Genomic DNA, 26,080 nt, shown 5'->3' on the forward strand with positions numbered 1-26,080 from the left:
TCGAGCCCCCGCACCACACGGTGCGGGGGCTCCCCGCATTTAACGACCCCGCACCAGCGCACTCGTCCAGCTCCGTTGAATCCGCCTCCGGCCACGGCCTATGGTCGAGGAGGATCGACCGGCAGCGACGAGGAGGAGCCGTGCGGCGGAGCAGAACCATGGCAGCAGCGATCGGGATTCCCGCGCTGGTGCTGACCGGCTGCGGTGGCGGCGGGGACGACGGCGCCGTCGTCGAGGAGTCCTCGGCGGCCGCGGTGGCCGGTTCCCGCGCGGTCCTCCAGGACGCGCAGGGCAACGAGGTCGGCACCGTCGCGTTCTCGGAGGTCTCGGCGGGCACCGAGGTCCGGGCCGAGGTGCAGGGGCTCGAGCCCGGGTTCTACGGACTGCACGTCCACGAGACCGGTCTCTGCGAGCCGGACAGCAGCGCGCCGGGGGATCCCGGCCGCACGGGCGCCTTCCTCTCCGCCGGCGGCCACCTCGGGAAGGACGACGCCGAGCACCCCGGCCACGCCGGGGACCTGACGGCCCTGTACGTGACCGAGGGCGGGCTGGGCTCCCTCACGACCGTCACCGACCGCTTCGGGGTCCAGGACCTCGTGACCGACGACGACGGCAGCGCCGTGATGATCCACTCCGGCCCCGACAACTACGCCAACGTCCCGGAGCGCTACGCCCCGGGCGGCCCCGACCAGGACACGCTCGGCACCGGCGACGCCGGGTCGCGGCTGGCCTGCGGCGTCGTCGAGTGACGTCCGGGGTGGCCTCCCGGGCCCCGCGCACAGGCGGGTGAGAACCGCCTCCGGGACGGCGCCGTTCGCTACCCTGGGAGCGTTCCTGCCGTACGCCCGAGAGAGGGGCTTCCCACCATGCCCGACGTCAGTGCCGCCACCGCCCGGATCAACGGGGTCACCATGACCTACACCGACCGGGGGGAGGGGCCCGTGCTGCTCCTGCTCCACGGTCACGCCTACGACCGGAGCATGTGGGCCCGCCAGGTCGAGGTGTTCGCCGGCCGGGGCTGGCGTGTGCTCGCCCCCGACCTGCGCGGCTTCGGCGGGTCGGAGATCACCGAGGGGATCGTCTACACGGAGGAGTTCGCCGACGACGTCGCCGGCCTGCTCGACCACCTGGGGATCAACCGCGCGGTCGTCGTCGGGTTCTCCATGTCCGGGCAGATCGCCATGGAGCTCCTCCACCGCCACCCCGCCCGTGTCCGCGCGCTGGTCGTCAACGACACCGTCCCCGAGGCGGAGGACACCGAGGGCCGGCGCCGCCGCCACGTCACCGCGGACGCCATCCTGGCCGGCGGCATGGAGGCCTACGGGCGCAGCGTGCTGGCCAAGATGGTCGCCGAGTTCACGGTGGAGTCCCGCCCCGAGGTGGCCGCCGAGGTGCTCGCGATGCTGCAGGGCGCACCCGCGAAGGGCGCCGCCGCGGCGATGCGCGGGCGCGCCGAGCGCCGGGACTTCACGGAGCTGCTCCGCGGCGCCCGGCTGCCCGTGCTGGTGGTGGTGGGCGCGGACGACGCCTTCGACGGCGGGGCCGCCCGGCGGATGGCCGCGCTGGCGCCCGGGGCCGAGCTCGTCGTCGTCGACGGGGCCGGGCACACCCCGAACATCGAGCAGCCGGCCGCGTTCGACGACGCCCTGGACGCCTTCCTGCGCGGGCTCGAGGTCTGAGCGGGGCCGCTCCGCGGCGTCACCCTCCCGCACCCCGGGCGTCCCGGGCGGCCCCGTCCGCCCAGGACGCCCGGGGTGCTCTGTTCTCCCACAGAGAACCGGTGTCATCCCGAGGCACTGATCAGTATGCTGTCAACATCAGTGCACGACGAGAGGAGTGGACATGACCGAGACGAACAGCAGGAATCCCGAGGACGCCGACCGCGAGGCGGTGGACCAGCTCACGTTCCAGAACCCCGTGACGCGCTACCCCGTCCTGGAGCCCCCCCAGCAGGACCAGCCCGAGCCCGGGCTGGACGTCGAGCTCGAGCCGAAGACCGACCGCGGGGAGTTCTCCTACCGCGGCACCGGCCGCCTGGAGGGGCGCAAGGCCCTGATCACCGGGGCGGACTCGGGCATCGGCGCGGCCGTGGCCATCGCGTTCGCCAAGGAGGGCGCCGACGTGGCCCTCAACTACCTCCCGGACGAGGAGCCCGACGCCCAGGTGGTCCGGTCGATCATCGAGGAGGCCGGCCGCACGGCCGTCCTCCTGCCCGGGGACCTCACCGACAAGGAGTTCTGCGAAAGCCTCGTCGAGGACGCCGTGGAGGGCCTCGGCGGCCTCGACGTCCTCGTCAACAACGCCGGCAAGCAGGTGGCGGTCGAGCGCCTGGAGGACCTGAGCGACGAGCAGCTGACCGACACCTTCACGGTCAACATCCTGGCGATGTTCCGGATCACGAAGGCGGCGCTGCGGCACCTGCCGGAGGGGTCCTCCATCATCAACACGACGTCGATCCAGGCCTACCAGCCCTCGCCGGACCTCCTGGACTACGCGTCCACCAAGGCGGCGATCAACAACTTCACCAAGGGCCTCGGTCAGCAGCTGGCGCCCCGGGGCATCCGCGTCAACGCCGTGGCGCCGGGTCCGTTCTGGACCCCCCTCCAGGTCTCGGACGGGCAGCCGAAGGAGGCGCTGCCGGAGTTCGGGCAGTCGACACCTCTCGGCAGGGCCGGCCAGCCCACCGAGCTGGCCCCCGCCTACGTGTTCCTGGCCTCACCCGAGTCCAGCTACGTCATCGGCGAGACCCTCAACGTCAACGGTGGCAGCCCGTCCCCGTGAGGACCCGCGGCCGCGGGATCGCCGCGCGGAAGGCGCGCCGATCCGGCGGAAGGGCTTGGCCCCGGGCGGCCTTCGCCCTAGGCTGGGACCAGCCTGCACCATCAGTGGACTTACGAAAACGTTCCAGAAAGGCGGAATCATGACCACCAACCCCTATGACCCGACTCCCTACGAGGCGGGCTCGAGCCACCCGGCCGAGACCGGCACCTCCAACAAGAAGGACGTCGCCGCGGAGCAGGGCAAGGCCGAGGCGAACCAGCTGAAGAGCGAGGCCGCGGATTCCGGCCGGCGCGTCAAGGAGACCGCCAAGGACCAGGCTGTGGCGGTCAAGGAGGAGGCGGCGCACCAGGCGCAGGACCTCTTCGGCCAGCTCCGGAGCGACCTCCGGGAGCAGGTGGGGCCGCAGCAGGACCGCATTGCCTCCACCGTCCGCTCCGTCAGCGACGAGATCAACGCCCTGTCCCGCGGGGAGAAGCCCGAGTCCGACTACGTGACCGGTCTGCTGGGCAGCGTCTCCGGCCGTGTGGAGTCCGTTGCCTCCTCGCTGGAGAACAAGGACGCCCGGGAGCTGCTCGACGACGTCCGCCGGTTCGCGGCCCGCCGTCCCGGCACCTTCCTGGCCGTGGCCGCCGGCATCGGTCTCCTCGCCGGCCGCGCCACCCGCGGCGCCAAGGACAGCGACGAGATCACGACCGACCGCCAGGGCGCCAAGGAGTACTTCGGCGTCTCGGGCGGACAGGGCCAGGGCTCGCCGGCCGGGGCGGGAGTCCCCACGGGCGCCGGCTACGACCAGGGCTACGACCGGAACCTCACCGCGACCGAGACCTCGGGCTACACGCCGGCCGACCCCTACGCCTACCGCTCCGACGAGCAGGGCGAGGCGGCCCGCACCTACACCGACCGCGTGCCCGGCACCGTCTACCCGGAACAGGAGGGCGACCCTCGATGAGCCACCCCATTCCTCCCTCGGACGCCGAGGACAGGGCGGAGCACGAGTCGCTCGGCGAGATGTTCAAGTCGCTGAGCACCAACCTCTCCACCCTCATCCAGCAGGAGATCGCGCTCGCCAAGGCCGAGGCGACGCAGACGGTCCAGGAGGCCAAGCAGTCCGCCACGGACGCGGGCAAGGGCGCCGGCATGCTCGCCGGGGCCGGCGTGGCCGGCCACTTCGTCCTGCTCTTCCTGTCCCTCGCCCTCATGTGGGCGCTGAGCAGTCTCGTGGGGCTGGTCTGGGCCTCGGTGATCGTGGCGGTCGTCTGGGCCGTCATTGCCGGCATCCTGGCCGCCCTCGGCAAGAAGAACCTCAACAAGGGCAAGCGGGAGATGACGGACGCGACCCAGGACCCGCTGCCCCTGACCCGCGAGACCGTCACCGAGATCCCGGAGACCGTGAAGCCCTCCAAGAAGGAGAACCGATGAGCCAGCAGAACCCCGAACAGATCCGGGCCGACATCGAGGCCACCCGCGCCCGACTCGGCTCCGACGTCGACGCCGTCGCCGAGAAGGTGACGCCCGAGCGCGTCGTCGAGCGGCAGAAGGACAAGGTCCGCAGTTCGGTCCAGGACAAGGTGCAAGGAGTGAGGGAGCGCGTCATGGGTTCTTCCGACGACCGGTCCGGCGTGGGCGGCTACTCCGCCGGCGACGTGCGGGACGAGGCGGCACACCGGGCCGAGCAGGCCCGCGGCGCCGTGCAGAACGCCCCGGCCACGGCCAAGGCGAAGACCCGGGGCAACCCTCTGGCCGCGGGCCTGATCGCCCTCGGCGCCGGTTGGCTCGTCGGCTCGCTGCTGCCCTCCACGCAGAAGGAGCAGGAGCTGGTCTCCGACGCGGCGGACCGGGTCCAGCCGCACGCCCAGCACGCGGTCGAGTCCGCGAAGGGCATGGCCCAGGAGGTCGCCCAGGACCTGAAGGAGCCGGCCCAGGAGGCGGCGCAGTCCGTCAAGGAGACCGCGCAGTCCGGGGCGCAGGAGGTCAGGTCCCAGGGTGAGGGCGAGGCCCAGCAGCTGAAGTCCTCCGCCCAGGGCTCGGCGCAGTCCGTCAAGGACGAGACGAAGAACGCCTGACGCCTGGCCGGCCGCGCCCGGTGGGCGCCCCGGCACGGCACCGGTCAGCGCGCGCGGGCGACCTGGCTCAGGAGCCCCGGGAAGTAGCCGGAGAGGTAGCCGCGCTCAGTGGGGTGCAGGTTGTGCTCGCTCTCGGGGTCGAAGAGGATCCACGGGTCCGCCGAGCCGACGCCGTGGCCGCGGAAACGGTCGGTGACGTCCACGAACACGGCGCACTCCCGCTCCACGGCCGCCGCGAGAGCGGCGTTGAGCTCGTCCGTCCAGTCGTTGAGCTGGGCGGCCCGCCCGGCGGAGAGCAGCGGGGTGTCCTGCCGGTCGTCGAACAGCTGCGGATAGCCCAGCACCACGACGCGCGCGTCCGACACCGCGCCGACGGCGGCCACGGTCTCGGCCGCGGAGGCCGCGGCGGACGCGATGAGCGCCGGTGCCTGCGCGAGCATGGCATCGCACTCCGCCGGCCCGCGGGCGGCCTCGAACGGGGCGCTGCACACCTGGATGAAGGTGCCCCACCCGATGTCGTTGCCGCCCATGGTCAGCGTCACCACGTCGGCGTCCGCGAGGGCATCGGCCACGGGCTGCTCGTCGAGGAGTCCCAGCACCTCGTGCGTCTCATAGCCGGCGCAGGCCGCGTCCAGGGTCACCTCAATGCGGGGGTGCGACGCCAGCTTGTCGACGTGGTCCCGTCCGGTCCCCTGGAAGCACCCGTCGAGGCCTTCGACCTGCTGGATCCCGCCCGTGCCGAAGGCTGCGGAGTAGGAGTCGCCGAGGTTGACGACCTCGACGGTGCGCGGTGCCGCGGCGGCAGGGGCGGCGGCCGTGCCGGCGAGGGCGAGGGCCGAGGCCAGGGCGGTGACGGCGCGTCGGGCGGAGACGGAGGGCATGGAGGGGACCTTTCGGGAGCGGTGGCGCCTCCCGGGGGCGGCGCCGTGGCGGCGGACGCCGTCGACTCCCTGAATTTACAGTCGGGACGCCCGGGACGGAAGGTCCGGGGCGGCGCCCGCTCCCCAGGCCCCGGCGAGGAGGTCGAGGGAGCGCAGCACCTGGTCCTGGGTGGGGGACGCGGGGGCGATCATGAGCTCGTCGGCGTCCGCCGTGGCCGCGAAGTCCTCCAGGTAGGACCGGACCTGGGGGCCCGTGCCCGCCGTCGACCAGTGCAGCATGTGCAGGATCTGCTGCCCGGCGGGACTGTCCATCACCATGTCCAGCTCGGCCTCGCTCAGCTCGCGGCCGCGGCCCACCATGGCGCGCACCCGTTCGCGGCGGGCGGTCCCCAGCTGCTCTGCGGCGTCCTCGGCGCTGTCCGCGGCGATGACGTTGACGGCCGCGATCACGTACGGCTCCGCGAGCTGCTCGGAGGGCCGGAAGCCGGCCCGGTAGGCGGCCACGGCGTCCACCAGGGCGTCGGGGGCGAAGTGGGACGCGAAGGCGTAGGGCAGCCCGTAGGCCGCGGCCAGCTGCGCGCCGAACAGCGAGGAGCCCAGGACCGTGAGGGGCACGTCCGTGCCGGCGCCCGGCACGGCGCTGACCCCCGGGACGATCGAGCGGCCGCTGAGATAGCCCTGCAGCTCGCGGACGTCCTGCGGGAACTGCTCGGCGGCGGAGGGGTCGCGGCGCATGGCACGCACCGTCCGCAGGTCCGTGCCGGGGGCGCGGCCCAGACCCAGGTCGATGCGGCCGGGGTGCAGCTCGGCGAGCGTGCCGAACTGCTCCGCGATCACCAGGGGGGAGTGGTTGGGGAGCATGACCCCGCCCGCGCCCAGGCGGATCGTGGAGGTGTGCGCCGCGACGTGGGCGATCAGCACGGCGGGGGCGGAGGAAGCGATCGTGGGCATGTTGTGGTGCTCGGAGTACCAGACCCTCAGGTAGCCCAGCCGCTCCGCGTGCTGGGCTAGTCGCACGGAGTCGGCGAAGCTCTCGCCCACGGACGCGCCCTTGCGGACGGTGGCGAAGTCGATGACGGACAGGGGCAGCGGCACGGCGGACCTTTCCTGGGGGATCGGGAGACCCTCCACGCTACTCCTCTCGGCCGCAGGCCGCCGTGGCGGGCCCCACACCGGCGCCCCACACCGGCGCCCCGCACCGGCGCCCGAGACCGGTGCCGTGCGCCGGGCCCGTGCGCCGGGCCTGGCCGGGGCGTGCGGCACGGGGGACGCGGTGTCGGCGGTCGCGGCTACGCTCGGCAGCATGACCGAGCCCTCGATCCCGTTCCCGGCGCCCGAGCTGTTCGAGCTCCCGCGGGAGCGCGCCGAGATCGCGCCCGGCGCCGTGCACGTCCCGGCGTGGCTCGGGCCCGAGGAGCAGCGCGAGCTCGTGCTCCGCTGCCGGGAGTGGGCAGCGGGCCCGGCGCCCCTGCGCCACGCGGTGCTGCCGGGAGGCGGCCGGATGTCGGTGCGCTCCACCACGCTGGGCCGCGACTGGGTGCCCTACCGCTACCTGCGCACCGGCGAGCACCGGCGCGCACCGGACATGCCCCCGTGGCTGGCGGAGCTGGGCCGCCGTGCCGTGCTGGAGGCCTACGGGCCCGGCGGCCCGCACGTGCAGGACTACCGGCCCGACACCGCCCTGGTGAACTTCTACGACGCCGACGCCCGGATGGGCATGCACCAGGACAAGGACGAGGCGTCCGCCGCGCCGATCGTCTCCCTCTCCCTGGGGGACGCCTGTGTCTTCCGCTTCGGGAACACGCAGACCCGCTCGGCGCCGTACCGGGACGTGGAGCTGCGCAGCGGCGACCTCTTCGTCTTCGGCGGCCTCTCCCGCTACGCGTTCCACGGGGTGCCGCGGGTCCGTCCCGGCACCGGGGCGGCCGAGCTGGGCATGAAGGGCGGGCGGCTGAACCTCACCCTCCGGATGACGGGGCTGCCCGGCACGGTCCGCTGAGCCCGTGCCAGACTGGCGGCATGGAGCTCCCCGACCCCGCACCGGCCCACCTGATCGACCCGGCGGCGCCGGACGCCGAGGACGTCGGCGCCTACCGCCTGCTCGCCGCGGACATCGCCTCCGGCGTGGCGGTCGTGGCCGCCCGGCACCGGCGGCGTGACGTCGCCGCGACCGTGACCGGTTTCCTCGACGTCTCCTACGACCCGCCCACCATGCTCGTGAGCCTCTTCGAGGAGGGGCGGATCTGTGACGCCGTGGAGTCCTCCGGCGCGTGGACGCTCTCCGTGCTGCGCCGGGACCAGGAGGGGACCGCCAACTGGCTCGCGAGCCCGGGCAATCCCGTCGAGGGCCTGCTGGACGGCGTGGCCTTCCGGCGCGCGCCGCACTCGGGGGCGCCGGTGCTGGACGGGGCGCTGGCGTGGTTCGAGCTCTCCACCGTGGCCGTGCACACCGCCGCGACGCACCGGATCGTCGTGGGCGAGGTGACCGCGATGGGCCGCGGGGTCGCCGAGGCGCAGGCGGACGACCCGCTGGTGCACTACGCCCGCGGCTACCGCGGTCTGACCCGGTGACCCGGTGACCCGGTGACCCGGTGACCCGCGGGCACCGTACACGGGAACGGTGTCCGTGCAAGACTGTGACGTCGGGTGTCCCCAGCCCCGTCAGCGGCGGAATCGATTGTCTCCCGCACCGGTTCTGGTCTTAGCGTGGGCAGGTGGGGCCGTCCCGGCGGCATCCCCCCACGGCTCTCCACGGAAGGACTCTCATGGCGGCCCAGCAGCACGAACGCCGACCCCGCCGAGGGCACGACGACGGCGCGCCCGCCGGCGGCACGCCCGAGCAGGGGGCGGAGGAGCCCCGGCTGAGCGCGGTCCCGCGGCCCGGTGCGCCGGCCGAGCACGCGGCCGCGGAGGTCGCCGACCTCGAGGTCCCGGCCGACCACCTCCAGGACCTCGAGCACGTCGGCGAGGCGTTCAAGGCGGCGTTCGCCCACCACCCGGCGGGGGTCGCGATCATCACCGCGCGCGGGCCCGAGGGGCCGGTGGGCCTGACGGCGTCCTCGGTGTCCTCGGTGTCGGTCCTCCCGCCGATCCTCGGCTTCTCGCTGCAGGCCCGCCAGGGCTCGGCCGCGCTGCTGGCCGAGGCCGACTCCTTCCTGGTGCACCTCCTCGACGCCGAGAACCTGGAGCTCGCCCGGTCCTTCGCGGTCTCCGGGGCCCCGCGCTTCGGGGCCGACATGCCCTGGGAGTACCTGGAGACGGGGGAGCCCCGGCTGCTGAGCGTCGCCCGGGTCCTGCGCGCGGTCCCGCTGGCCCGGATCAAGGCCGGACCCGCCCTCGTGTTCAACGCCGCCGTGGTCGACGTCCTCGGCCACGAGGGCACGGGCGTCCCGCTCGTCTACCACCGCCGCCGGTTCCACGAGCTCAACGACCGCTCCGCCCTGGACCCCGAGGCCTGAGCGGCAGGGCCCCGCGTCCCCCGGGAATTCCCTGAACCTTGTTGTTGACACATCACTAAGATGCTCCTAGAGTTGTTGACGAAGCAACCAATTGTTCGTCGCTCACCAAGGAGAACACCATGTCCCAGCTCAGCGCTCTCGCCCCCGGTTCCTGGACCTTCGACCCCGCCCACTCCGAGGTCGGCTTCGCCGTCCGCCACGCCGGCATCTCCAAGGTGCGCGGCACCTTCGGCGAGGTCGACGCCCAGCTCGAGGTCACCGACCCGGTCGAGGACTCGACCCTGCGCGCCACCGTCCGGATGGCGTCCATCGACACCAAGAACGCGGACCGCGACGCCCACGTGCGCAGTGCCGACTTCTTCGCGGTCGAGGAGCACCCCACCATGACCTTCGCCTCGACCGCCGTGGCGTTCGACGGCGAGGAGGGCACGATCACGGGCGAGCTGACCATCAAGGGCGTGACCCGCACCGTCGAGCTCGCCACCGAGTTCAGCGGTGTGGTCGTCGACGCCTTCGGCGTGACCCGTGCCGGGTTCTCCGCCGAGACCACGATCTCCCGCAAGGACTTCGGCATCACCTGGAACGCCGCGATGGAGGCCGGTGGGGTCCTCGTCTCCGACAAGGTGCTCATCAGCCTCGACGTCGCCTTCACCGCACCCCAGGACGACCCCGAGCAGACCGTCGAGGGCCAGGAGACCGTCTCGGCCGAGGCCTGATCCCGCAGGACCGCGCCGCGTCCACGACTGTGGCCCGCACCCCGGAAGGGGTGCGGGCCACAGTCGTGGACGCGGCAGCGGCTAGCGGAGCTGCTGCACCAGGAACCAGATCACGGGCCCCGCGACCAGCAGCAGCAGCGCCCACCGGCGCAGCCGCACCTCGAACGTCGCGGGGTTGAGCCGCCGCCCGTCCTTGGGCCGGGAGTCGGCGATCTCGTCCTTCAGCGGCCTGGGGGAGGGCTCGTCCGGGTCCTCGGGGCCGGTGCCGGCAGGGGCCACCGAGGTCACCGCCACTTCGTGGTCATGATCAGGCCCGCCATCATGAGGGCCAGGCCGACCCCGATGTTCCACGTGCCGATCCCGGGCACGGGGTAGGCGCCCTGGAAGAGGTAGTAGAGGATGAGCCACAGCAGCCCCACCACCAGCAGGCCCAGCATGATGGCCTTGTACCAGGTGGGCGTCGGCGCATGGGTCTCCGGGGAGCCGTGCCGGGAGCGCTCGGTGAGCTCCTGCGCGACCGCGTTGGCCGCGGCCTCCGGGTCGAAGGCGGTGGATCCGCCGGGCAGTCCCTCGGCCGCCAGCCGCGCCAGCTCCGTGTCGACGGTCGGGGCGGCCGGCGCGGTCCGTCCGGATCCGCTCGGACGGCGGGCGGGCTTCTTGCGGCGGTTCTTGGACTCGGGCACTGATCCTCCTGATCACCAAGCGGGCCGTCTGCACGGCGGGGGTCCGGTGCCCCAGTCTAGCCGCCCGGTGCGGGCCTCCCCGCGGACGCGTAAGCTGGACGGGCGCACGCGCCGAGAGGCATCCCACTCCCAGGAGACCCTGTGACCGTCAAGATCCTCGTCGTGGACAACTACGACAGCTTCGTCTACACCCTCGTCGGCTACCTCGAGCAGCTCGGCGCCGAGACCACGGTCATCCGCAACGACGACCTCGACGAGGCCGCCGCGTGCGCGCTCGCCGACGAGCACCAGGGCGTCCTCCTCTCGCCCGGTCCGGGCGCCCCTGCCGACGCCGGCGTGTGCACCGCCCTGATCCGCCACGCCGAGCAGACGCAGCAGCCGCTGCTCGGCGTCTGCCTCGGCCACCAGGCCCTCGCGGAGGCGTACGGGGGGACCGTCACCCACGCCGAGGAGCTCATGCACGGGAAGACCTCCCGGGTGGAGCACAACGGCACGAGCGTGTTCGGCGCGGTGCCCAGCCCGTTCACGGCGACCCGCTACCACTCGCTCGCCGTGGTGGACCAGTCCGTGCCCGACGTCCTCGAGGTCACCGCCCGCACCCCGAACGGGGTGATCATGGGGCTGCGGCACAAGAGCGCTCCGCTGCACGGACTGCAGTTCCACCCCGAGTCCGTCCTCACGGAGGGCGGCTACCTCATGCTCGGCAACTGGCTCGAGCTCGTGGGGCTCAAGGGCGCGGCGCGGGCCGCCGCACCGCTGTCCCCGCTGATCACAGTCTGACCGGACGCCGTCCGCTCACGGCCACCGCCCGTCCCGGCCGCTACTCGTCCCGGGCCCGCCGGTCCTCGGCCCGCTCGAGCGCCTCCCGGGCGCGCGCGGCCGCACGCTCCGCGACCCCGCCCTGCTCGCCGCCGCGCGCCTCGGCGTCCGGAGAGGCGTCCGGCGACGGCTCCGGGGAGGCGGCGGGCTCGGACCCGTCCTCCTCGTCCGGTGCGGGACTCTCCTCCGGCTCCTCCTCGGGCTCCTCCGTCTCCTCGGGGGACGGGGACGGGGTGGGCGAGGGGGTCGGCTCCGGGGCCGGCTCGGGCGCGGGGGCGACCGCCACGGTGAGCGTGATCGTCGAGCCCTGCGGCACGGACCCGCCGGCGTCGACGCTCTGGTCCAGCACCTGTCCGGCCGGCACCCCGGCCCGGGGCGCGGTGACGACCTCGGCCGTCAGGCGGGCCGCGTCCGCGCCGAGGACGGCGACGGCCTCCTGCCGGCTCAGGCCCACGACCTGGGGCACGGTCACCTGCCCGGTGGACAGCACGAGCTGCACCTCGGAGCCGCTGCGGACGGTGGTCCCACCGGCCGGGTCGGTGGCGACCAGCATCCCCCGGGGCACCCACGAGCTGTTCACCGAGCGGGTGTCCTCGGCGGGCTCGAGCCCGGCGGACTCCAGCGCCTCCCGCGCGTCCTCCTCGGACCGGCCCACGAGGTCGCCGGGGACCTCCACCTCGGAAGGTCCCCTCGAGACGCCGAGGACCACGGTGGTTCCCTCCTCGACCTGGGTGTCGGCGGCGGGGTCGGTGCCGACGACGTCGCCCTCGGGCACCTCGTCGTCGAAGACCTCCTCGCGCTGCGGCACGAGGTCCGCGTTGCGGAGCACCGTCTCGGCTACCGACGCGTCCATCCCCGCGACGTAGGGGACGGCGACGAGGACGGGCCCGCTGCGCTGGTCCTGGATCCACTGGAGCGCCACGACCCCGAGGACGGCGAGGACCGCGAGGACGAGCAGGCCGAGCAGCGCCGCGCGCAGGGGCCGCCGGCGGCGCCGGGCAGGGGTCGACCCGCTGTCCGGGGGGTCCTCGGCCGCCGGCGCCGCGGCAACGGCCGTGCCCACCGCGGTGGGCGGGCCCGTCACCGCAGCGGCCGGCACCGGGACGGGCGGGAGGGTCTTCGTGTCCTCGTCCCGCCCCTGGACCGCGTGCAACGGCTGGGTGGCGTCCAGGTCCCCCGGCACCGCGGGGCGCAGCTCGCGCAGCGCCCGGCGCATCTGCCCGGCGTCCTGGAAGCGGGCGGAGCGGTCCTTGGCGAGCGCCCGGGCCAGGAAGTCGTCCACGCGCCCGCCGAGCCGCGGATCCAGCTCGGAGGGCGCGGGGGGACGGTCCCGGACGTGCTGGGCGGCGATGTCCACCGAGGACCCGCCCACGAACGGCGCCCGCCCCGTGAGCATCTCGAAGAGCACGCAGGCGGTGGAGTAGAGGTCGGAGCGGGCGTCCACGGACTCGCCCCGGGCCTGCTCCGGGGACAGGTACTGCGCGGTGCCGAGGACGGCCTGGGCCTGGGTGAGCGCCGGTGAGGTGTCCTCGACGGCCCGGGCGATGCCGAAGTCCATGACCTTGACCTGCCGCTCCGGGGTCACGATCACGTTGGCGGGCTTGATGTCCCGGTGGACGATGCCCGCCCGGTGGCTGTACTCCAGGGCGCCGAGGATGCCGAGCGTGATGTCCACGGCCTCCCGGGGCGTGACGGCGTTGTCGTGGATGAGCTCGCGCAGGGTCCGGCCGGGCACGTACTCCATCACGATGAACGGCCGGTCCACGCCCTCGTCCGTCTCCGCGAGGATCTCGCCCGTGTCGTAGACCGAGACGATCGAGTGGTGGTTCAGGGCCGCCACGGACTGCGCCTCGCGCTTGAACCGCTCGTGGAAGGTGCCGTCCCGGGCGAGCTCCGGGCGCAGCACCTTGATGGCCACCCGCCGGCCCAGCCGCCGGTCCCGTCCGAGGTGCACGGTGGCCATCCCGCCGCGGCCGATGGTCTCCCCCACCTCGTAGCGGTCGTTGATCAGGGGAGGAACGGGGTTCCGGCCCGGCACGGCTCAGCCCTCCTGGCCGGGTCCGGTCGGTGTCGCGGGGGACGCGGGCGATCCGGTGGCGGGGGCGGGGGAGGTGTCCGGCGCCGCGGCGACCCACATCTCGATGGTGTCGCCGGGGCGCACGGTGGACCCGCCCAGGGGCTGGGTGCGCAGCACGGTCCCGGGCTCGGCGTCCTCGGTCGTCTCGTCGTAGCGGATGATGTTCACGCCCAGGAGCCTGATCTCGTCGATCAGCGGGTCGGCGGGCCGGCCGACCATCCCCGAGGGGAGCTCCACGGTGTCCGGGCCCGTCGAGTAGGCCACCGTGATGGTGGTGCTCCGCGCCACCTGCCCCACGGGGTTCAGGGACAGGACGGTGCCCTCCTCCTCGTCCGAGGTCCGGCCCTCCCGCTCCACGGGGAAGCCCAGGTCGGAGAGCTCCTGCACCACCTCGTCCACCGGACGCCCCTCGTACCGGGCGGCGAGGACCTCCACGGTGTCCGCCGCGCCGGGCGTCGCCGCGGGGGAGGACGGCTCGCCGGGCACCGGCGAGGTGGAGACGGTGCCCGTGGGGGACGGCTCCGGGCCCACGGGCGCCGGATCGCGCAGCAGGAAGAACCACAGCAGCCCCGCCAGGACGAGCAGGACCAGGAGCACCGGCAGCAGCCAGGCCCAGACCGAGCGGCGGTCCGCGCGCTCCTCGGCCGGGGCCGAGCCGCCGCCGCGGCCGTCGTCCCCGGAGCCCCGGGGGTCCTCGACGACGTCCAGCTCGGCGGTGATGGGGCGGGCGGTCCCGGCCGCGGCGGCTCCGGCCGCGGCGGCTCCGGCCGCCGCGGGGGCGGCCGTGCCCCCGCGGTCCAGCAGCCGGGTCGGCTCGTCGGGCACCGGGTCGAACGCCTGGGTGGCGTCGTCGTCCGGCAGGTCGAGGAACGGGCGCATCCCGGGCACGGCCGCGACCGCGGCGTCCTCGTCGCCGCGGCGGATGGCGTCCACGGCGGTGCCCAGCGCGCCGGCCGTGGCCGGGCGGTCCTTGGGGTCCTTCGCCAGCATCGACATCAGCAGCGCCCGGACGGGCTCGGGCACGCTCTCGGCCAGCGGCGGCGGCGGGTCGTTGACCTGTGCCAGGGCGATCACGATCTGCGACTCCCCGGTGAACGGGCGGCGCCCGGCGAGGCACTCGTAGCCGATGATGCCCAGCGAGTAGATGTCCGAGGACCCCGTGGCCGTCTGGCCCGTGGCCTGCTCGGGCGCGAGGTACTGGGCGGTGCCCATGACCTGCCCCGTGGCCGTGAGCGGCACCTGGTCCGCGAGGCGGGCGATCCCGAAGTCCGTGACCTTCACCCGGTTGTCCGGGGTGATGATGAGGTTGCCGGGCTTCACGTCGCGGTGCACCAGGCCCTGGGCGTGCGCGGCCGCCAGCGCCCGGGCGGTCTGCCCGATGTAGTTCAGCACCGTGTCCGGCGGGAGCGTCTTCTGCCGCTCGATGATGTTGGACAGGGGCTCCCCGGGGACCAGTTCCATCACGAGGAACGCGGAGCCCTCCTCCTCGCCGTAGTCGAAGACGTTGGCGACCCCGGGGTGGTTCAGCAGGGCGGTGTGCCGGGCCTCCGCGCGGAAGCGCTGCAGGAAGTTCGGGTCCCCGTTGTACTCCTCCTTGAGGATCTTCACGGCCACGATGCGGCCCAGGACGCGGTCCTTGGCCTTCCACACCTCTCCCATGCCGCCGATCGCGATCCGGTCGGTCAGTGCGTAGCGCCCGCCCAGGACGGTGCTCGACGATGGTCTCACTTGTTCAACACCGCCTCGAAGAGTTGCTTGGCGCTCGTGGTGGTCAGGGTGGAGCCGGTCGCCACGTCCACGTCCTCGAAGACGACGGCGACGGCGACCTGCGGGTCGTCGGCCGGGGCGAAGCCGGTGAACCAGGAGTCGTTGAGGCCCTCCTCCGAGCCGATCTCGGCGGTGCCCGTCTTGCCAGCCACCTCCACACCGGGCACGGCCGCACCCCGGGCGATCCCGTCGTCGACGACCTCGACCATGAGCTCCGTGACGGTCTCGGCCACGTCCGCGCTCGTGGCGCGGCGCAGCTGCTCCGGGGTGAACTCGTCGATCACGGACAGGTCGGCGGAGCGCACGGTCTCCACGAGCTGGGGCTTCATCAGCACGCCGTCGTTGGCGATGGCGGCGCTCGTCATGGCCACCTGCAGGGGCGTGGTGCGCACGTCGTACTGGCCGATCGAGGACAGCGCGAGCTGGGCGTCGTTGAGCTCCTCGGGGAAGATCGACGGGGTCACCTTGAGCGGGACCGAGAGGGGCTCCCCGTAGCCGAAGGCCTGCGCCGTCTGCCGGATCCTGTCCTCCCCGAGGTCGAGGGCGATCTGGGCGAACGGCGTGTTGCAGGACTGCTCGAGCGCGAACTCGAGGTCCGCCTGGGCCCGCGCCGTGCACCCGCCGCCCACGAAGTTGGGCAGGGTCACGTCGGTGCCGGGCAAGGGCAGCTCCTGGGGGTTCGGGATCAGGGTCTCCGTGGTGTAGTCCCCGGACTCGAGGGCGGCCACGGTGTCGATGATCTTGAACGTCGAGGCGGGGGCGTAGAGGTCGCCGGCGACGGCCCGGTTGACGAGGGGCTCCTCGGGGTCCGCGTTGAGCCGCTCCGCGGCGGCGATCACGGAGCCCGAGTCGTGCGAGGCCAGCTCGTTGGGGTCGTAGCCGGGGCTCGAGACCATGGCGAGGACCGCGCCCGTCTCCGGGTCGAGCGCCACGACCGAGCCCTTCCGGCCCTCGAGCACCCGGGCGGCGGTCTGCTGCAGCTCCGCGTCGACGGTGAGCTCGACCGACGCGCCCGTGGGCTGGTTGCCGGAGAACATCGAGACCACGCGGTCGTAGAACTGCTCGTCGGAGGCGCCGGAGAGCTCCTCGCCGAGGGCCGCCTCCAGCCCGGTGGCGCCGTAGACCAGGGAGAAGTAGCCCGTCAGGTGCCCGTACGTCAGCGGGTCCGTGTAGACGCGCTGGTACTCGAAGTCGTCCTCCGAGGGCACGGAGGACGCCTTCGGGTCACCGTCCACGAGGATCGCGCCGCGGTCCGCGCCGAACTGGTCGTAGAGGCTGCGGTTGTTCCACGGGTGCGCCTCGAGGGTGCGCGCCGCGAAGAACTGCACGTAGGTCAGCGCGAGGAGCAGCACGGTGAAGATCGCCACGCCGGCCACCCAGGTGTGTCGGATCGCCCGGTTCACGATGCTCCTCCGTTCTCGGCGCTCCGGGACCCTCCGGGGTCCCTGCGGTCCTGGTCGGTGAGGCGGGACATCGCCTCGGTGGGGGTGCCGCCGTGGTGGTCCGCGCCCTCGGCGTCGCGGCGCCCGCCCGGCCCCGCAGCGGCGATCGGCTCGGTGGCGGCGGTGTCGGCGGGCACCGCAGGACGGCGGACGGTGTCGGACCGGGCACTGCCCTGCGCGGTGTCGGCGTCCTGCCCGCCGGCCCGGGCTCCGCCGGCCGGTTCCGCGTCCGCCGGCGCGCCGGTCTCCCCGGCCGCACCGGCCTCCTCGCCGGTCCTCCCGGTCTCCTTGCGGGGGCGGCGGTCCCGGCGGCGCTCGAGGCGCTCGGCGCGCTCCTCGTCGTCCCGCCGGGCGGCCTCCCGGAGGGCGGCCTCGTAGGCGGCGACCTCCGCGAGGTCGGCCTCGGTGGCAGGGCCGGTGACCACGGGCCGGCGGGCCGTGTGGGAGATCGCCAGGACGATCGCCGCGATGATCCAGTTGGACAGCAGCGAGGAGCCGCCGGCGGACATGAACGGGGTGGTGAGCCCGGTCAGGGGGATCAGGCGGGTGACCCCGCCCACCACCACGAACAGCTGCAGCACGATGACCGCGGAGAGCCCCGCCGCCAGCAGCTTGCCGAACGCGTCACGGGTGCCCAGGGCGGCCCGGAAGCCCCGGGTGACGAACAGGAAGAACAGCACGAGCACGGCGCTGAGGCCGATCAGCCCCAGCTCCTCGCCGAACGCCGTCATGATCATGTCCGAGTTGGCGTAGGAGACGAGGTCCGGCCGGCCCTGGCCCAGCCCCTGCCCGAAGAGCCCGCCCGAGGAGAGCCCGAACAGGCCCTGGACGATCTGGCCGGAGCCGCCCGGGGCACGGTTGTACACCTCGGGGTCGAAGGCGTTGAGCCAGGAGTCCAGGCGCGCCGCCACGTGGCCGAAGACCTGGCTCGCGAAGAACCCTCCGACGGCCACGAGCAGCAGCCCGATCACGATCCAGCTCAGCCGGCTCGTGGCGAGGTAGATCATGGCCACGAACAGGCCGAAGAACAGGATCGCGGAGCCGAGGTCCCGCTGGAACACCAGCACGCCGATCGCGATGATCCAGGCCGCGAACATCGGGGCCAGGTCCCGGAACCGCGGCAGCCGCACGGGGCCGACCTTCTTGCCGGCCAGCAGGATGAGGTCGCGATTGGTCGAGAGGTAGCCCGCGAAGAAGACGGCCAGGGTGATCTTGGCGACCTCGCCGGGCTGGAAGGTGCGCCCGCCCACGGAGATCCAGATCCGGGCGCCGTTGAGCTCCAGGCCGAGACCGGGCAGGAGGGGCAGGAGCAGCAGCAGGCCGCTGAGCAGCAGGCAGATGTAGGTGATCCGCCGCAGCACCCGGTGGTCCTTGAGGAACCAGAGCACCAGGCCCGCGGCCGTCATGGCGACGGCCGTCCAGACCACCTGCGAGCTCGCCGCCGTCTGGTCCGTGGTGAGGTCGATCCGGTGGATCATGGCGATGCCCAGGCCGTTGAGGGCCACCACGATCGGCAGGACGTAGGGGTCCGCGTACTTGGCCCGCAGCCGCAGCACCACGTGCAGGACGAGGGCGCCGATGCCGAGGACCAGCCCGGAGAGGAGGATGTGCGGGTCCCCCGAGCCGAGCTGCTCGGGGTCCACGAGGACGTTCGCGCCCACGCCGATGCCCACGGCGACGACCAGCAGGAGCAGCTCGGTGAGCCGCCGCGGCTTCTGGCGGGGCTCCACGTCCTCCTCGCGGGGGAGGGTCCCGGCGGGGGCGCTCATCCGGCACCACCGGGGGAGGCGGCGGGCGAGGCCGTGGGGGAGGCGGTCGGTGAGGCGGTGGCCCGCTGGACGGTCCCGGTCGGGCGCGGCTCGGAGCCGGTGGCCTCCTCGGGCACGGACTCGCGCAGCTCGCGCACGATCCGCTCCGCCTCCTCGAGGCTGTCCGCGGGGATGGCGTTGCGCACCCGGTCCTGGGCGAAGCCGGGGAGGTCCTCGACCCGCAGGTCCGTGGCGCGCTCGAGGTCGCTGAGGCTCACGGGCCCGAGCGACTGGGAGACGCCGTTGTAGATGGCCACGTTGCCCTGCTGCTCGCCGACGTAGTACTGGGAGCTGATCCAGCCGCTCGTGAGCCACGCCCCGGCGACCAGCATCAGCCCGGCCGTGGCCAGCGCGAGCACGGCGACGGCGCGCCGGTGGCGGCGCCGGCGCGGGGACGGGACGGTGGCGTCCGCCCGGTGCAGCGCGGACTCGACGTCCTGCGGGTCGGCCAGCGTGTCGGGGGCGGAGGTCCGGAGGAGGGTGGCGCGGCGCTCGAGGACGCTGTCGCTCACGGTGGGGATGCGCCCGGTCTGGGTGGCGTTGGCGGCGGCGCCCACCAGCAGGTGGGGGCGGGCGGCGAGGTCGCGGCGCAGCGCGGCGGCCGAGGACTCGGACGGTCTCCGGTCGGCGCTCGGGCCCGCCGCGTCCGCGGTGATCTCGTCCGAGGTGCGGGCGAAGTCGGGGTCCGGGACCGCGCCGCGCACCTCCCCGGCCTGCGGCACCGGGGCGGTGTCGTCGGTCCGGAAGACCTGGACGACCACCACGGTCACGTTGTCGGGCGCCCCGCGGTCCAGCGTCAGCTCCACGAGCGTGTCCACGATCTGGTTGAGGTCGTCGGTGGAGCCCAGCACGGACTGGATGGTCTCCGGGCGGACCACGGCGTTGAGCCCGTCCGAGCACAGCAGCCACCGCTCGCCGCTCTCGGGGCGGAGGGTCTCCACGTCGATCTCGGGGGAGGCGTCGACGTCCCCGAGCACGCGCATCAGCACGTTCTTGTGCGGGTGGGACTCCGCCTCGTCCGGGCGCAGCCGGCCCTCGTCGATGAGCCGCTGGACGAAGGTGTGGTCCTTGGTGACCTGCCGGAACTCGTCGCCCCGGAGCCGGTACGCGCGGGAGTCGCCGATGTGGGCCACGACGAGCTCGTCCTGGTCCGCCAGCAGCGCCGTGACGGTGGTGCCCATGCCGCCCAGGCGGGCGTTGCCCAGGACCAGCCTGGCGAGGTTCTGGTTGGCGTTCTGGATCTCGTCCGTGAGCACGGTGGCGCCGTCGCCGTGGTGGTCGGGCCGGTCGAGGCTCGTGAGGTCCATGACCGCGGAGGCCGACGCGACGTCACCGCCCACGTGCCCGCCCATGCCGTCGGCGACCACGGCGAGGTGCCGGCCCGCGTAGGCGGAGTCGTCGTTCTTGGAACGGACCCGGCCCACGTCCGAGCGCGCGGCGTAGCGGAAGGCGATCGCCATGCGTCAGGACCTCAGTTCCAGGACGGTCTTGCCCACCCGGAACGGGGTGCCGGGGTCGAGCGGCACGGCCCGGGAGAGGCGCTGCTGCCCGACGAAGGTGCCGTTGGTGGAGCCGAGGTCCTCGAGGAACCAGCGGGAGCCCTGCGGGAACAGCCGGGCGTGGCGCCCCGAGGCGTAGTCGTCGCCGAGCGGCACGGTGGCCTCGGGGGAGCGGCCCAGCAGCACGGGGGCGTTGCCCAGGGGGTAGCTGCGGCCGCGGAGGGGGCCGTCGACGACGACGAGGGTCTGGGGGCGGGAGCGCTGCCCGCCGGCGGGGCCCGCGGCGGGCGGGGCCGGCTCCGCGGCGGTCTCCCGGCGGCCCCCGCGGGAGCGCGTGAGCACCGCGGGGAGCTTCCCCCCGACCGCCAGGTCACGCCCCTGGCTGGCGACGATGCTGAAGATGAAGATCCAGAGGAGGGCCAGGAACCCGAAGCGGAGCAGGGTGACGGTCAGTTCGGACATTCAGCGGTTCCCCTTCGGGGTCAGGAGGCGGAACGTGATCCTGGTGCGACCCATGGTGATCACGGAACCGTTGACCAGCTCGGTGCGGCCGATCACCCGCTCCCCGTCCACGTAGGAACCGTTGGTCGAGCCGAGGTCCACGGCCACGAAGTGCTCGCCCTGCCGGCGGATCTCGAGGTGCTTGCGCGACACCCCGGTGTCCTCCACGGTGATGTCCGCCTCGGCGGAGCGGCCCAGCACGATCGAGTCCGCGTTGATGGAGAACCGCGCGCCCTCGACGTCGAGCACCGGGATCCAGTGCTGCACGGGCACGGCCCGCGTCGGCTGGTCCTCCTCCTGCTCCTCCTGCCGGTGGCCGCGGGCGATCCGCTGCCCGCTCGGGGTGGAGGGGGTGTTGGGCGACTCCGCGGTGCGCTGCGCCGAGGAGTGGACGCGGAACTCGCCCGCCTCCACCCCCGGGTTGCGCGTGAAGGAGACCTTCACCGCCCCCTGGAGGGTGTAGGCCTGGCTGCGGGCGTGCTTGATGACCACGTCGCACAGCTCCTCCGCGAGCGGCGTGCCCCAGTCCTGGGCGCGGGGGAAGTCCTCGTCGGAGAACTCCACGACGAAGACGTTGGGGGCCATGGTGCGGCCGGCGGAGATCGTGAACGCCTCGTGGTCGAGCTCCCGCCGCAGGGCGCTGGCGATCTCGACCGCCTCCACCCGCTTCCGGGAGCCGGTGGAGAAGGCGGTGCGGACGGCCTTCTCGATGTTCTTCTCGAGGCTCTCGAGGAATCCCATGCCGCCTCCTTCCTGGCGTCGATCGCGGTGCGCATGCCCCCGGTCCCGGGTCAGGCGTTCTCCAGGATAGTAGACGTGACGCCTGTGAGCCCGGTGGGGGGTGCACGCCGGGCGGGTCCGTGCCCCGGTCACGTCCTTGCCAGCGGGCCCGCCGGGGAGAACAATCCAGGGCATGAAGCACACTGACAGAAGGCCCCTGTCCCTGGCCGCGCTCGCCCTCGCCGCCCTGCTCCTCGCGGGCTGCGGCGGCGACGGGGGCGGCGGTGACGCCGGGGAGGGCGGCACGACCGCCCCGGCGCAGGGCACCGCCGCCCCGGACGACACCGGCACCCCGGACGACAGCGCGAGCCCGGACGACACCGCCACCCCGGACGACAGTGCGAGCCCGGGGGAGGACGCCACCGGCGGCAGCGCCTCTCCGTCCGGCAGCGCCTCGCCCTCGGGCAGCCCCGGCGCGGACGCCACGGCCGGCGGCGAGGCGGCCGTGGTGTCCTCGGCCGTGGCCGCCGCGGAGGACGCGGTGGGCGGGGACGCCCAGGCGTTCGAGATCGGGCGGGAGGACAGCCCGGCCAGCTGGCAGGTCGCCGTCGCCGCCGGCGACCGCGAGCACGAGCTCTACGTCTCGCAGGACGGCGAGGACGTGATCAGCCAGGAGGAGGAGGGGAGCCTCGACAGCGACGACCGCGAGAAGCTCGCCCGGGTCCAGGTGCCCCTCGAGGACGGGCTGAGCACGGCGCTGGACACGGTCAACGGCACGCTCGACGAGGCGCAGCTCGAGACGGAGGACGGCACGACCGTGTGGGAGGTCGAGCTCGACGAGCCGGACGGCAACTCGGTGGACGTGTTCGTCGACGTCGCGAACGGCTCCGTGCTGAAGATCGACCGCTGACCCGGTGGCCGCCGATCCCGTGGCCGCCGACCCCGGCCGCACGGAGCGCCGGCGGCTGCTGCTGACCTTCCTGGGCCTGCTCATGGCGGTGCTGCTGGCCGCCCTCGACCAGACGATCGTGGCCACCGCGCTGCCCTCGATCGTCGGGGACCTCAACGGGCTCGACCGGATCTCCTGGGTGGTCACGGCGTACGTGCTCGCCGCCACGGTGGGCCTGCCGGTCTACGGGAAGCTGGGCGACCTCTACGGGCGCAAGCGGATCTTCCTTGTGGCCGTCGTCGTCTTCCTGCTGGGCTCGGTGCTCTCCGGCGCCGCCCAGGACATGACGCAGCTCATCGCCTTCCGCGCCCTGCAGGGCCTCGGCGGCGGCGGCCTGCTGATCGGGGCGCAGGCGATCATCGCGGACCTCGTCTCCCCCCGCGAGCGCGGCAAGTACATGGGCGTGATCGGGGCGGCCTTCGGTCTGGCCTCGGTGAGCGGACCGCTGATCGGCGGGTTCCTCACGGACCTGGTCAGCTGGCGGTGGGTGTTCTACATCAACCTGCCGCTGGGGCTGGTGACGCTGCTGTTCATCCCGCGCTTCCTGCACCTGCCGCACGTCCCCCGGGGGCGGGTGCGGCTCGACCTGCTCGGCACGGCGCTGCTCGCGCTGGGCAGCACGGCCCTCGTGCTCCTCACCACGTGGGCCGGCACGGCCTACGCGTGGTCGAGCCCGCGGATCCTCGTCCTCGCCGGAGCGGCCCTGGTGCTCGGCGTGCTGTTCGTGCTCGTCGAGCGCCGCGCCCCGGAGCCGATCATCCCCCTGCACCTGTTCCGCGTGCGCAACTTCGTGGTCCCCACCGCGGCGGCCGTCGGCATGGGCGTGATCATGTTCGCGACCATCACGTACCTGCCCACCTACCTGCAGATGGTCGACGGCGCGTCGGCCACCCGGGCGGGCCTGATGATGATCCCCGTGACGGCCGGGATGCTCGTCGGCACGATCGGCACCGGGCGCCGCATCGCGCGGACGGGGCGCTACAAGCACTGGCCCGTGCTGGGCTCCGTCGTGATGGCCGCCGGGCTCGTGCTGCTCTCGCTGGTCGACGAGACCACGCCGTACGCCCTGACCGCCGCGGGAATGGCCGTCACCGGCCTGGGCATCGGCTGCCTCATGCAGAACCTCGTGCTGATCGTGCAGAACGCGGTGCCGCCCGCGGAGGTGGGGGCCGCGACGTCGTCGTCGAACTTCTTCCGCCAGATCGGCGCGTCCTTCGGGATCGCCGTGTTCGGCTCGGTCTTCGTGGCCCGGCTCGACGGCGCGCTCGCGGGCCGCGGCCTGCCCTCCCTCGACGTCAACGCGCTGAGCCCGCAGGTGCTGGCGTCCCTGCCCGCCCCGGTGCAGGAGGCCGTCGCGCAGTCCTTCGCCCAGTCGCTGCCCCCGATCTTCCTGTGGGGCCTGCCCGTCGCGGCGGGGTGCCTGGTGCTGTCCCTGCTCATCGACGAGATCCCGCTGGGCACGACCGTCGGCGACCCGCGGGCGGAGACCCCGGGGCCGCCCGCGGAGCACGCCGGGACCGAGCGGGGCGGCGCCGGTCGCTAGGCTGGTGCCGGAACCGCCCCCGGATGCCTCAGGAGCAGCTCATGACCGATCCGCGCCCGTTCACCACCGCCGACCTCTACGACGAGCGCGGGGAGCAGCTGATGTCCTGCCCGCGCCAGTTCCTCGACCTGGGCGGGAGGGCCGCGTTCAGCGGGCCGGTGCGCACGGTCCGCTGCTTCCAGGACAACGGCCTGGTGAAGGCCGTGCTCAACTCCCCGGGCGAGGGCGCGGTCCTCGTGGTGGACGGCCACGGCTCCATGGGGACCGCGCTCATGGGGGACATGATCGCGGAGTCCGCGGTGCGCAACGGGTGGGCCGGGGTCATCATCAACGGCCCCGTCCGGGACCGGGTGGCCCTGGCCGGGCTGCCCCTCGGGGTCAAGGCCCTGGGCTCCAACCCGCGCAAGTCCGCCAAGGACGGCGTCGGGGAGCAGGACGTGCCGGTCGTCATCGAGGGCGTCACGTTCCGCCCGGGCCGGACGGTGTGGGCCGACGAGGACGGGATCCTCGTCGAGGGCTGAGCGGAGTCCGGGGCGGGCCCGCCCGGCCGGGACCGTTCAGGCCGGGCCGTGCGTGCGCAGGCCGCCGCGGTAGGTCGCGCGCACCCCGATGTGCTCGACCGACCCGCCCCGCCGGTGCACCTCGAGGGGGTTCTCCTCCAGCACCACCAGGTCCGCGAGCTTGCCGGGGGCGAGCGAGCCGATCCGGTCGAACATCCCGAGGGCCTTCGCCGCCTCGGACGTGTAGGCGGCGAGGGCCTCCCGCACGTCGAGCCGCTCCCCGGCGGGGCCGAACCGCCGTCCGTCGCCGTCGAGGCGGTCCGTCCAGGCCTGGACCGAGCGCAGCACGTCGCCGTCGGCGACCGGGCGGTCGGAGCTGCCGGCGATCCGCACCCCGGCGTCCAGGAAGCTGCGGCCCCGGTAGGTCCAGTCCGTGCGCTCGGCGCCCAGCAGCCGGCGGAACTGGGTGGCCATGGGGCGCAGGAAGCCGATCTGCGGGGTCACCACGATCCCCGCGGCCGCGAGCCGCGGCAGCTGGTCGGGCCGCGTGATGCTCGCGTGCTCGATCCGGTTGGGCACCGGGCGGCGCCCGTGCTCGTCCTGGCACCGGGTGATCACGTCGATCGCGAAGTCGATCGCCCGGTCCCCGATCGCGTGGGCGGCCACCGACCAGCCCGCGCGGTACGCGGCGTGGATCGCCTCGGCCATCTGCTCCGGGTTCTCCTGGAAGTAGCCGGTGGAGTGGCCGCCGCAGAAGGCCTCGGTCACCGCGGCGGTCTCCCCGAGCAGCGAGCCGTCCACGAACACCTTGACCGGTCCGAGCCGCAGCTCGTCGTCGCCGAAGCCGGTGCGCAGGCCGAGGTCGAGCCCGCGCACGGAGCCGTCCCCGAGCCCGCCGATGTCGTGCAGGACGTCCAGCACCGGCATCACCTGGGCCCGCGCGTGCAGGGCCCCGGCGTCCCTGGCCTGCTGGTAGGCCAGCAGCTCGGAGGGGTTGTGCCCGATCCACCCGGCGCCGACCCCGGCCTCCGCGAAGGTGGTGATCCCCTCGGCGGCGTAGCGGGCGGTGGCGCGGTCGAGCGCCGCCACGATCCGGTCCACCGGATGGGGGCGGAACAGCTCCTGCACCACCGCCTGGGCGGTCTCCTCGACCAGGCCCGTGGCGCGTCCGGTGCCGTCCCGCACCACCCGCCCGCCCACCGGGTCCGGGGTGCCCGGGGTGAGGATCCCCGCCCGGCGCAGCGCCTCGGAGTTCACCACCGCCGCGTGGCCGGACGTGTGCCGCACGAACAGCGGGGTGCGCCCGGTGATGCGGTCCAGGACGTCGATGTCGGGCAGCGACCCGCCCACGGTGGCCGGGTAGAAGCCGGTGGCCATGAGCCACTCCTCGTCCCGCGGCTTCGCGGCCATGCCGCGCTCCAGGGCCCCGTAGAGCTCGTCCAGGGACGTGCAGCCGGAGAGGTCCACCTCGGCCAGGCCGAGCCCGAACCACGTGGTGTGGCAGTGCGCGTCCACGAACCCGGGCAGCACGGTGGCCCCGCCGAGGTCCACGGTCTCGGCCGCCGGCACGTCCGGGTCGTCGAGGACCACGATCCGCCCGCCGTGCACGCCGAGGCTCGACGCCCTCGGGCGGCCCGGCTCCATGGTCAGGACCGTGGCGTTGACGAGCTGGAGGTCGAGCTGCATGGGAATCCTTTCCTCGGGACTGCCCCCATCGTGGCACCCGGCCCGGTCCGGCGCCGAACGCACCGGTTCCGCCCGGGCCGCCGGGAGAAGTGCGCAGGTCTCGGGCGGAACCGGTGCGTTCGGCGGCCGAGGGGCGCGGGGCGGGACGCTCCTATCGCCTGTCAAGCCGGGTTGGGTTGGTGCTCCA

26 protein-coding genes are annotated in these 26,080 nt (G+C 73.9%); 14 read left to right on the plus strand and 12 right to left on the minus strand.

Annotated elements, in window-relative coordinates; all coding sequences use genetic code 11:
• Positions 1–158: 158 nt before the first annotated feature.
• The 6 genes from AVL61_RS09085 to AVL61_RS09110 all read left to right on the plus strand — a co-directional run bounded on the left by AVL61_RS09085 (position 159) and on the right by AVL61_RS09110 (position 4,844).
• Positions 159–749 carry a superoxide dismutase family protein gene (locus tag AVL61_RS09085; protein ID WP_058874031.1) on the plus strand — a complete coding sequence of 197 codons (591 nt, stop codon included), beginning with the start codon at positions 159–161 and terminating at the stop codon, positions 747–749.
• 117 nt (positions 750–866) lie between these two features.
• Entirely contained in the window at positions 867–1,679 is an 813-nt protein-coding gene (locus AVL61_RS09090; RefSeq protein WP_058874032.1) for an alpha/beta fold hydrolase, read from the plus strand.
• Positions 1,680–1,842: 163 nt separating this feature from the next.
• Positions 1,843–2,781: an SDR family oxidoreductase gene (locus AVL61_RS09095; protein WP_058874033.1), complete on the plus strand. Its 939-nt coding sequence runs from the start codon at positions 1,843–1,845 to the stop codon at positions 2,779–2,781.
• Positions 2,782–2,920: 139 nt separating this feature from the next.
• A complete protein-coding gene (locus AVL61_RS09100) occupies positions 2,921–3,730 on the plus strand; it encodes a hypothetical protein (protein WP_058874034.1) in 810 nt (269 codons plus the stop codon).
• The gene (locus AVL61_RS09105) at positions 3,727–4,200 is read left to right on the plus strand and encodes a phage holin family protein (protein WP_058874035.1); all 474 of its coding nucleotides are present in this window, start codon (positions 3,727–3,729) and stop codon (positions 4,198–4,200) included. Before AVL61_RS09100 ends, AVL61_RS09105 begins: the two co-directional genes overlap by 4 nt.
• Positions 4,197–4,844 carry a DUF3618 domain-containing protein gene (locus AVL61_RS09110; protein ID WP_058874036.1) on the plus strand — a complete coding sequence of 216 codons (648 nt, stop codon included), beginning with the start codon at positions 4,197–4,199 and terminating at the stop codon, positions 4,842–4,844. Before AVL61_RS09105 ends, AVL61_RS09110 begins: the two co-directional genes overlap by 4 nt.
• A gap of 44 nt (positions 4,845–4,888) precedes the next feature.
• Here AVL61_RS09110 and AVL61_RS09115 read toward each other — a convergent pair whose 3' ends face one another.
• Complete coding sequence (locus AVL61_RS09115) at positions 4,889–5,725, minus strand: SGNH/GDSL hydrolase family protein (protein ID WP_058874037.1); 837 nt, start codon at positions 5,723–5,725, stop codon at positions 4,889–4,891.
• Between the two features lie 75 nt (positions 5,726–5,800).
• Positions 5,801–6,820: an LLM class flavin-dependent oxidoreductase gene (locus AVL61_RS09120; protein WP_058874038.1), complete on the minus strand. Its 1,020-nt coding sequence runs from the start codon at positions 6,818–6,820 to the stop codon at positions 5,801–5,803.
• A gap of 208 nt (positions 6,821–7,028) precedes the next feature.
• On the opposite strand from AVL61_RS09120, the gene AVL61_RS09125 reads away from it, so the two are divergent.
• The 4 genes from AVL61_RS09125 to AVL61_RS09140 all read left to right on the plus strand — a co-directional run bounded on the left by AVL61_RS09125 (position 7,029) and on the right by AVL61_RS09140 (position 9,899).
• Entirely contained in the window at positions 7,029–7,724 is a 696-nt protein-coding gene (locus AVL61_RS09125) for an alpha-ketoglutarate-dependent dioxygenase AlkB family protein (protein ID WP_058874055.1), read from the plus strand.
• A gap of 20 nt (positions 7,725–7,744) precedes the next feature.
• Complete coding sequence (locus AVL61_RS09130) at positions 7,745–8,296, plus strand: flavin reductase family protein (RefSeq protein ID WP_058874039.1); 552 nt, start codon at positions 7,745–7,747, stop codon at positions 8,294–8,296.
• Positions 8,297–8,490: 194 nt separating this feature from the next.
• Entirely contained in the window at positions 8,491–9,183 is a 693-nt protein-coding gene (locus AVL61_RS09135) for a flavin reductase family protein (protein ID WP_058874040.1), read from the plus strand.
• 119 nt (positions 9,184–9,302) lie between these two features.
• Complete coding sequence (locus tag AVL61_RS09140) at positions 9,303–9,899, plus strand: YceI family protein (protein ID WP_058874041.1); 597 nt, start codon at positions 9,303–9,305, stop codon at positions 9,897–9,899.
• An 81-nt stretch (positions 9,900–9,980) separates the two neighbouring features.
• On the opposite strand, the gene AVL61_RS09145 is transcribed toward AVL61_RS09140, so the two are convergent.
• Positions 9,981–10,193, minus strand: a complete 213-nt coding sequence (locus AVL61_RS09145; RefSeq protein WP_058874042.1) for a hypothetical protein — start codon at positions 10,191–10,193, stop codon at positions 9,981–9,983.
• The gene (locus AVL61_RS09150; RefSeq protein ID WP_058874043.1) at positions 10,184–10,582 is read right to left on the minus strand and encodes a cell division protein CrgA; all 399 of its coding nucleotides are present in this window, start codon (positions 10,580–10,582) and stop codon (positions 10,184–10,186) included. The genes AVL61_RS09145 and AVL61_RS09150 overlap by 10 nt, the downstream gene beginning before the upstream one ends.
• Before the next feature lie 141 nt (positions 10,583–10,723).
• Between AVL61_RS09150 and AVL61_RS09155 the strand changes: the two genes are divergently transcribed.
• Positions 10,724–11,362, plus strand: coding sequence for an anthranilate synthase component II (locus AVL61_RS09155; RefSeq protein ID WP_058874044.1), 639 nt, complete (start codon positions 10,724–10,726; stop codon positions 11,360–11,362).
• Positions 11,363–11,402: 40 nt separating this feature from the next.
• Here AVL61_RS09155 and pknB read toward each other — a convergent pair whose 3' ends face one another.
• From pknB to AVL61_RS09190, 7 genes are read right to left on the minus strand one after another with little or no spacing between them, the layout of a single operon-like run.
• A complete protein-coding gene (gene pknB / locus AVL61_RS09160; protein ID WP_058874045.1) occupies positions 11,403–13,439 on the minus strand; it encodes a Stk1 family PASTA domain-containing Ser/Thr kinase in 2,037 nt (678 codons plus the stop codon).
• Positions 13,440–13,442: 3 nt separating this feature from the next.
• Positions 13,443–15,206 carry a protein kinase domain-containing protein gene (locus tag AVL61_RS09165; protein ID WP_058874046.1) on the minus strand — a complete coding sequence of 588 codons (1,764 nt, stop codon included), beginning with the start codon at positions 15,204–15,206 and terminating at the stop codon, positions 13,443–13,445.
• Positions 15,203–16,648 carry a peptidoglycan D,D-transpeptidase FtsI family protein gene (locus AVL61_RS09170; RefSeq protein WP_058874047.1) on the minus strand — a complete coding sequence of 482 codons (1,446 nt, stop codon included), beginning with the start codon at positions 16,646–16,648 and terminating at the stop codon, positions 15,203–15,205. Before AVL61_RS09170 ends, AVL61_RS09165 begins: the two co-directional genes overlap by 4 nt.
• Positions 16,645–18,456 (minus strand): FtsW/RodA/SpoVE family cell cycle protein, encoded by a 1,812-nt coding sequence (locus AVL61_RS09175; protein WP_058874048.1) that lies wholly within the window; start codon positions 18,454–18,456, stop codon positions 16,645–16,647. The genes AVL61_RS09170 and AVL61_RS09175 overlap by 4 nt, the downstream gene beginning before the upstream one ends.
• Positions 18,453–19,955, minus strand: coding sequence for a PP2C family protein-serine/threonine phosphatase (locus tag AVL61_RS09180; RefSeq protein ID WP_058874049.1), 1,503 nt, complete (start codon positions 19,953–19,955; stop codon positions 18,453–18,455). The genes AVL61_RS09175 and AVL61_RS09180 overlap by 4 nt, the downstream gene beginning before the upstream one ends.
• A 3-nt stretch (positions 19,956–19,958) precedes the next feature.
• Positions 19,959–20,456 (minus strand): FHA domain-containing protein FhaB/FipA, encoded by a 498-nt coding sequence (locus AVL61_RS09185; protein WP_058874050.1) that lies wholly within the window; start codon positions 20,454–20,456, stop codon positions 19,959–19,961.
• Complete coding sequence (locus AVL61_RS09190) at positions 20,457–21,236, minus strand: FhaA domain-containing protein (protein ID WP_058874051.1); 780 nt, start codon at positions 21,234–21,236, stop codon at positions 20,457–20,459.
• Positions 21,237–21,408: 172 nt separating this feature from the next.
• On the opposite strand from AVL61_RS09190, the gene AVL61_RS09195 reads away from it, so the two are divergent.
• From AVL61_RS09195 to rraA, 3 genes are read left to right on the plus strand one after another with little or no spacing between them, the layout of a single operon-like run.
• Entirely contained in the window at positions 21,409–22,125 is a 717-nt protein-coding gene (locus AVL61_RS09195) for a PepSY domain-containing protein (protein WP_058874052.1), read from the plus strand.
• Positions 22,126–22,129: 4 nt separating this feature from the next.
• On the plus strand, positions 22,130–23,707 hold the full coding sequence (locus AVL61_RS09200) for an MDR family MFS transporter (RefSeq protein WP_231738352.1): 1,578 nt from the start codon (positions 22,130–22,132) through the stop codon (positions 23,705–23,707).
• 41 nt (positions 23,708–23,748) lie between these two features.
• Positions 23,749–24,228 (plus strand): ribonuclease E activity regulator RraA, encoded by a 480-nt coding sequence (gene rraA / locus AVL61_RS09205; protein WP_058874053.1) that lies wholly within the window; start codon positions 23,749–23,751, stop codon positions 24,226–24,228.
• Positions 24,229–24,264: 36 nt separating this feature from the next.
• Here rraA and AVL61_RS09210 read toward each other — a convergent pair whose 3' ends face one another.
• On the minus strand, positions 24,265–25,893 hold the full coding sequence (locus AVL61_RS09210; RefSeq protein WP_058874054.1) for an amidohydrolase: 1,629 nt from the start codon (positions 25,891–25,893) through the stop codon (positions 24,265–24,267).
• Positions 25,894–26,080: the final 187 nt, after the last annotated feature.

The organism is Kocuria rosea subsp. polaris (assembly GCF_001483755.1).
In the GTDB taxonomy this organism is placed as follows: Bacteria; Actinomycetota; Actinomycetes; order Actinomycetales; family Micrococcaceae; genus Kocuria; species Kocuria cellulosilytica.

Excerpts from the sequence above, each read along its gene's own strand:
- AVL61_RS09175 (WP_058874048.1), bottom strand. The coding sequence starts at position 18,456 with ATGAGCGCCCCCGCCGGGACCCTCCCCCGCGAGGAGGACGTGGAGCCC.
- rraA (WP_058874053.1), top strand. The coding sequence starts at position 23,749 with ATGACCGATCCGCGCCCGTTCACCACCGCCGACCTCTACGACGAGCGC.
- AVL61_RS09105 (WP_058874035.1), top strand. The coding sequence starts at position 3,727 with ATGAGCCACCCCATTCCTCCCTCGGACGCCGAGGACAGGGCGGAGCAC.
- AVL61_RS09130 (WP_058874039.1), top strand. The coding sequence starts at position 7,745 with ATGGAGCTCCCCGACCCCGCACCGGCCCACCTGATCGACCCGGCGGCG.
- AVL61_RS09140 (WP_058874041.1), top strand. The coding sequence starts at position 9,303 with ATGTCCCAGCTCAGCGCTCTCGCCCCCGGTTCCTGGACCTTCGACCCC.
- AVL61_RS09180 (WP_058874049.1), bottom strand. The coding sequence starts at position 19,955 with ATGGCGATCGCCTTCCGCTACGCCGCGCGCTCGGACGTGGGCCGGGTC.
- AVL61_RS09125 (WP_058874055.1), top strand. The coding sequence starts at position 7,029 with ATGACCGAGCCCTCGATCCCGTTCCCGGCGCCCGAGCTGTTCGAGCTC.
- AVL61_RS09195 (WP_058874052.1), top strand. The coding sequence starts at position 21,409 with ATGAAGCACACTGACAGAAGGCCCCTGTCCCTGGCCGCGCTCGCCCTC.
- AVL61_RS09210 (WP_058874054.1), bottom strand. The coding sequence starts at position 25,893 with ATGCAGCTCGACCTCCAGCTCGTCAACGCCACGGTCCTGACCATGGAG.
- AVL61_RS09095 (WP_058874033.1), top strand. The coding sequence starts at position 1,843 with ATGACCGAGACGAACAGCAGGAATCCCGAGGACGCCGACCGCGAGGCG.
- AVL61_RS09085 (WP_058874031.1), top strand. The coding sequence starts at position 159 with ATGGCAGCAGCGATCGGGATTCCCGCGCTGGTGCTGACCGGCTGCGGT.
- AVL61_RS09190 (WP_058874051.1), bottom strand. The coding sequence starts at position 21,236 with ATGGGATTCCTCGAGAGCCTCGAGAAGAACATCGAGAAGGCCGTCCGC.
- AVL61_RS09185 (WP_058874050.1), bottom strand. The coding sequence starts at position 20,456 with ATGTCCGAACTGACCGTCACCCTGCTCCGCTTCGGGTTCCTGGCCCTC.
- AVL61_RS09115 (WP_058874037.1), bottom strand. The coding sequence starts at position 5,725 with ATGCCCTCCGTCTCCGCCCGACGCGCCGTCACCGCCCTGGCCTCGGCC.
- AVL61_RS09090 (WP_058874032.1), top strand. The coding sequence starts at position 867 with ATGCCCGACGTCAGTGCCGCCACCGCCCGGATCAACGGGGTCACCATG.
- AVL61_RS09100 (WP_058874034.1), top strand. The coding sequence starts at position 2,921 with ATGACCACCAACCCCTATGACCCGACTCCCTACGAGGCGGGCTCGAGC.
- AVL61_RS09135 (WP_058874040.1), top strand. The coding sequence starts at position 8,491 with ATGGCGGCCCAGCAGCACGAACGCCGACCCCGCCGAGGGCACGACGAC.
- AVL61_RS09110 (WP_058874036.1), top strand. The coding sequence starts at position 4,197 with ATGAGCCAGCAGAACCCCGAACAGATCCGGGCCGACATCGAGGCCACC.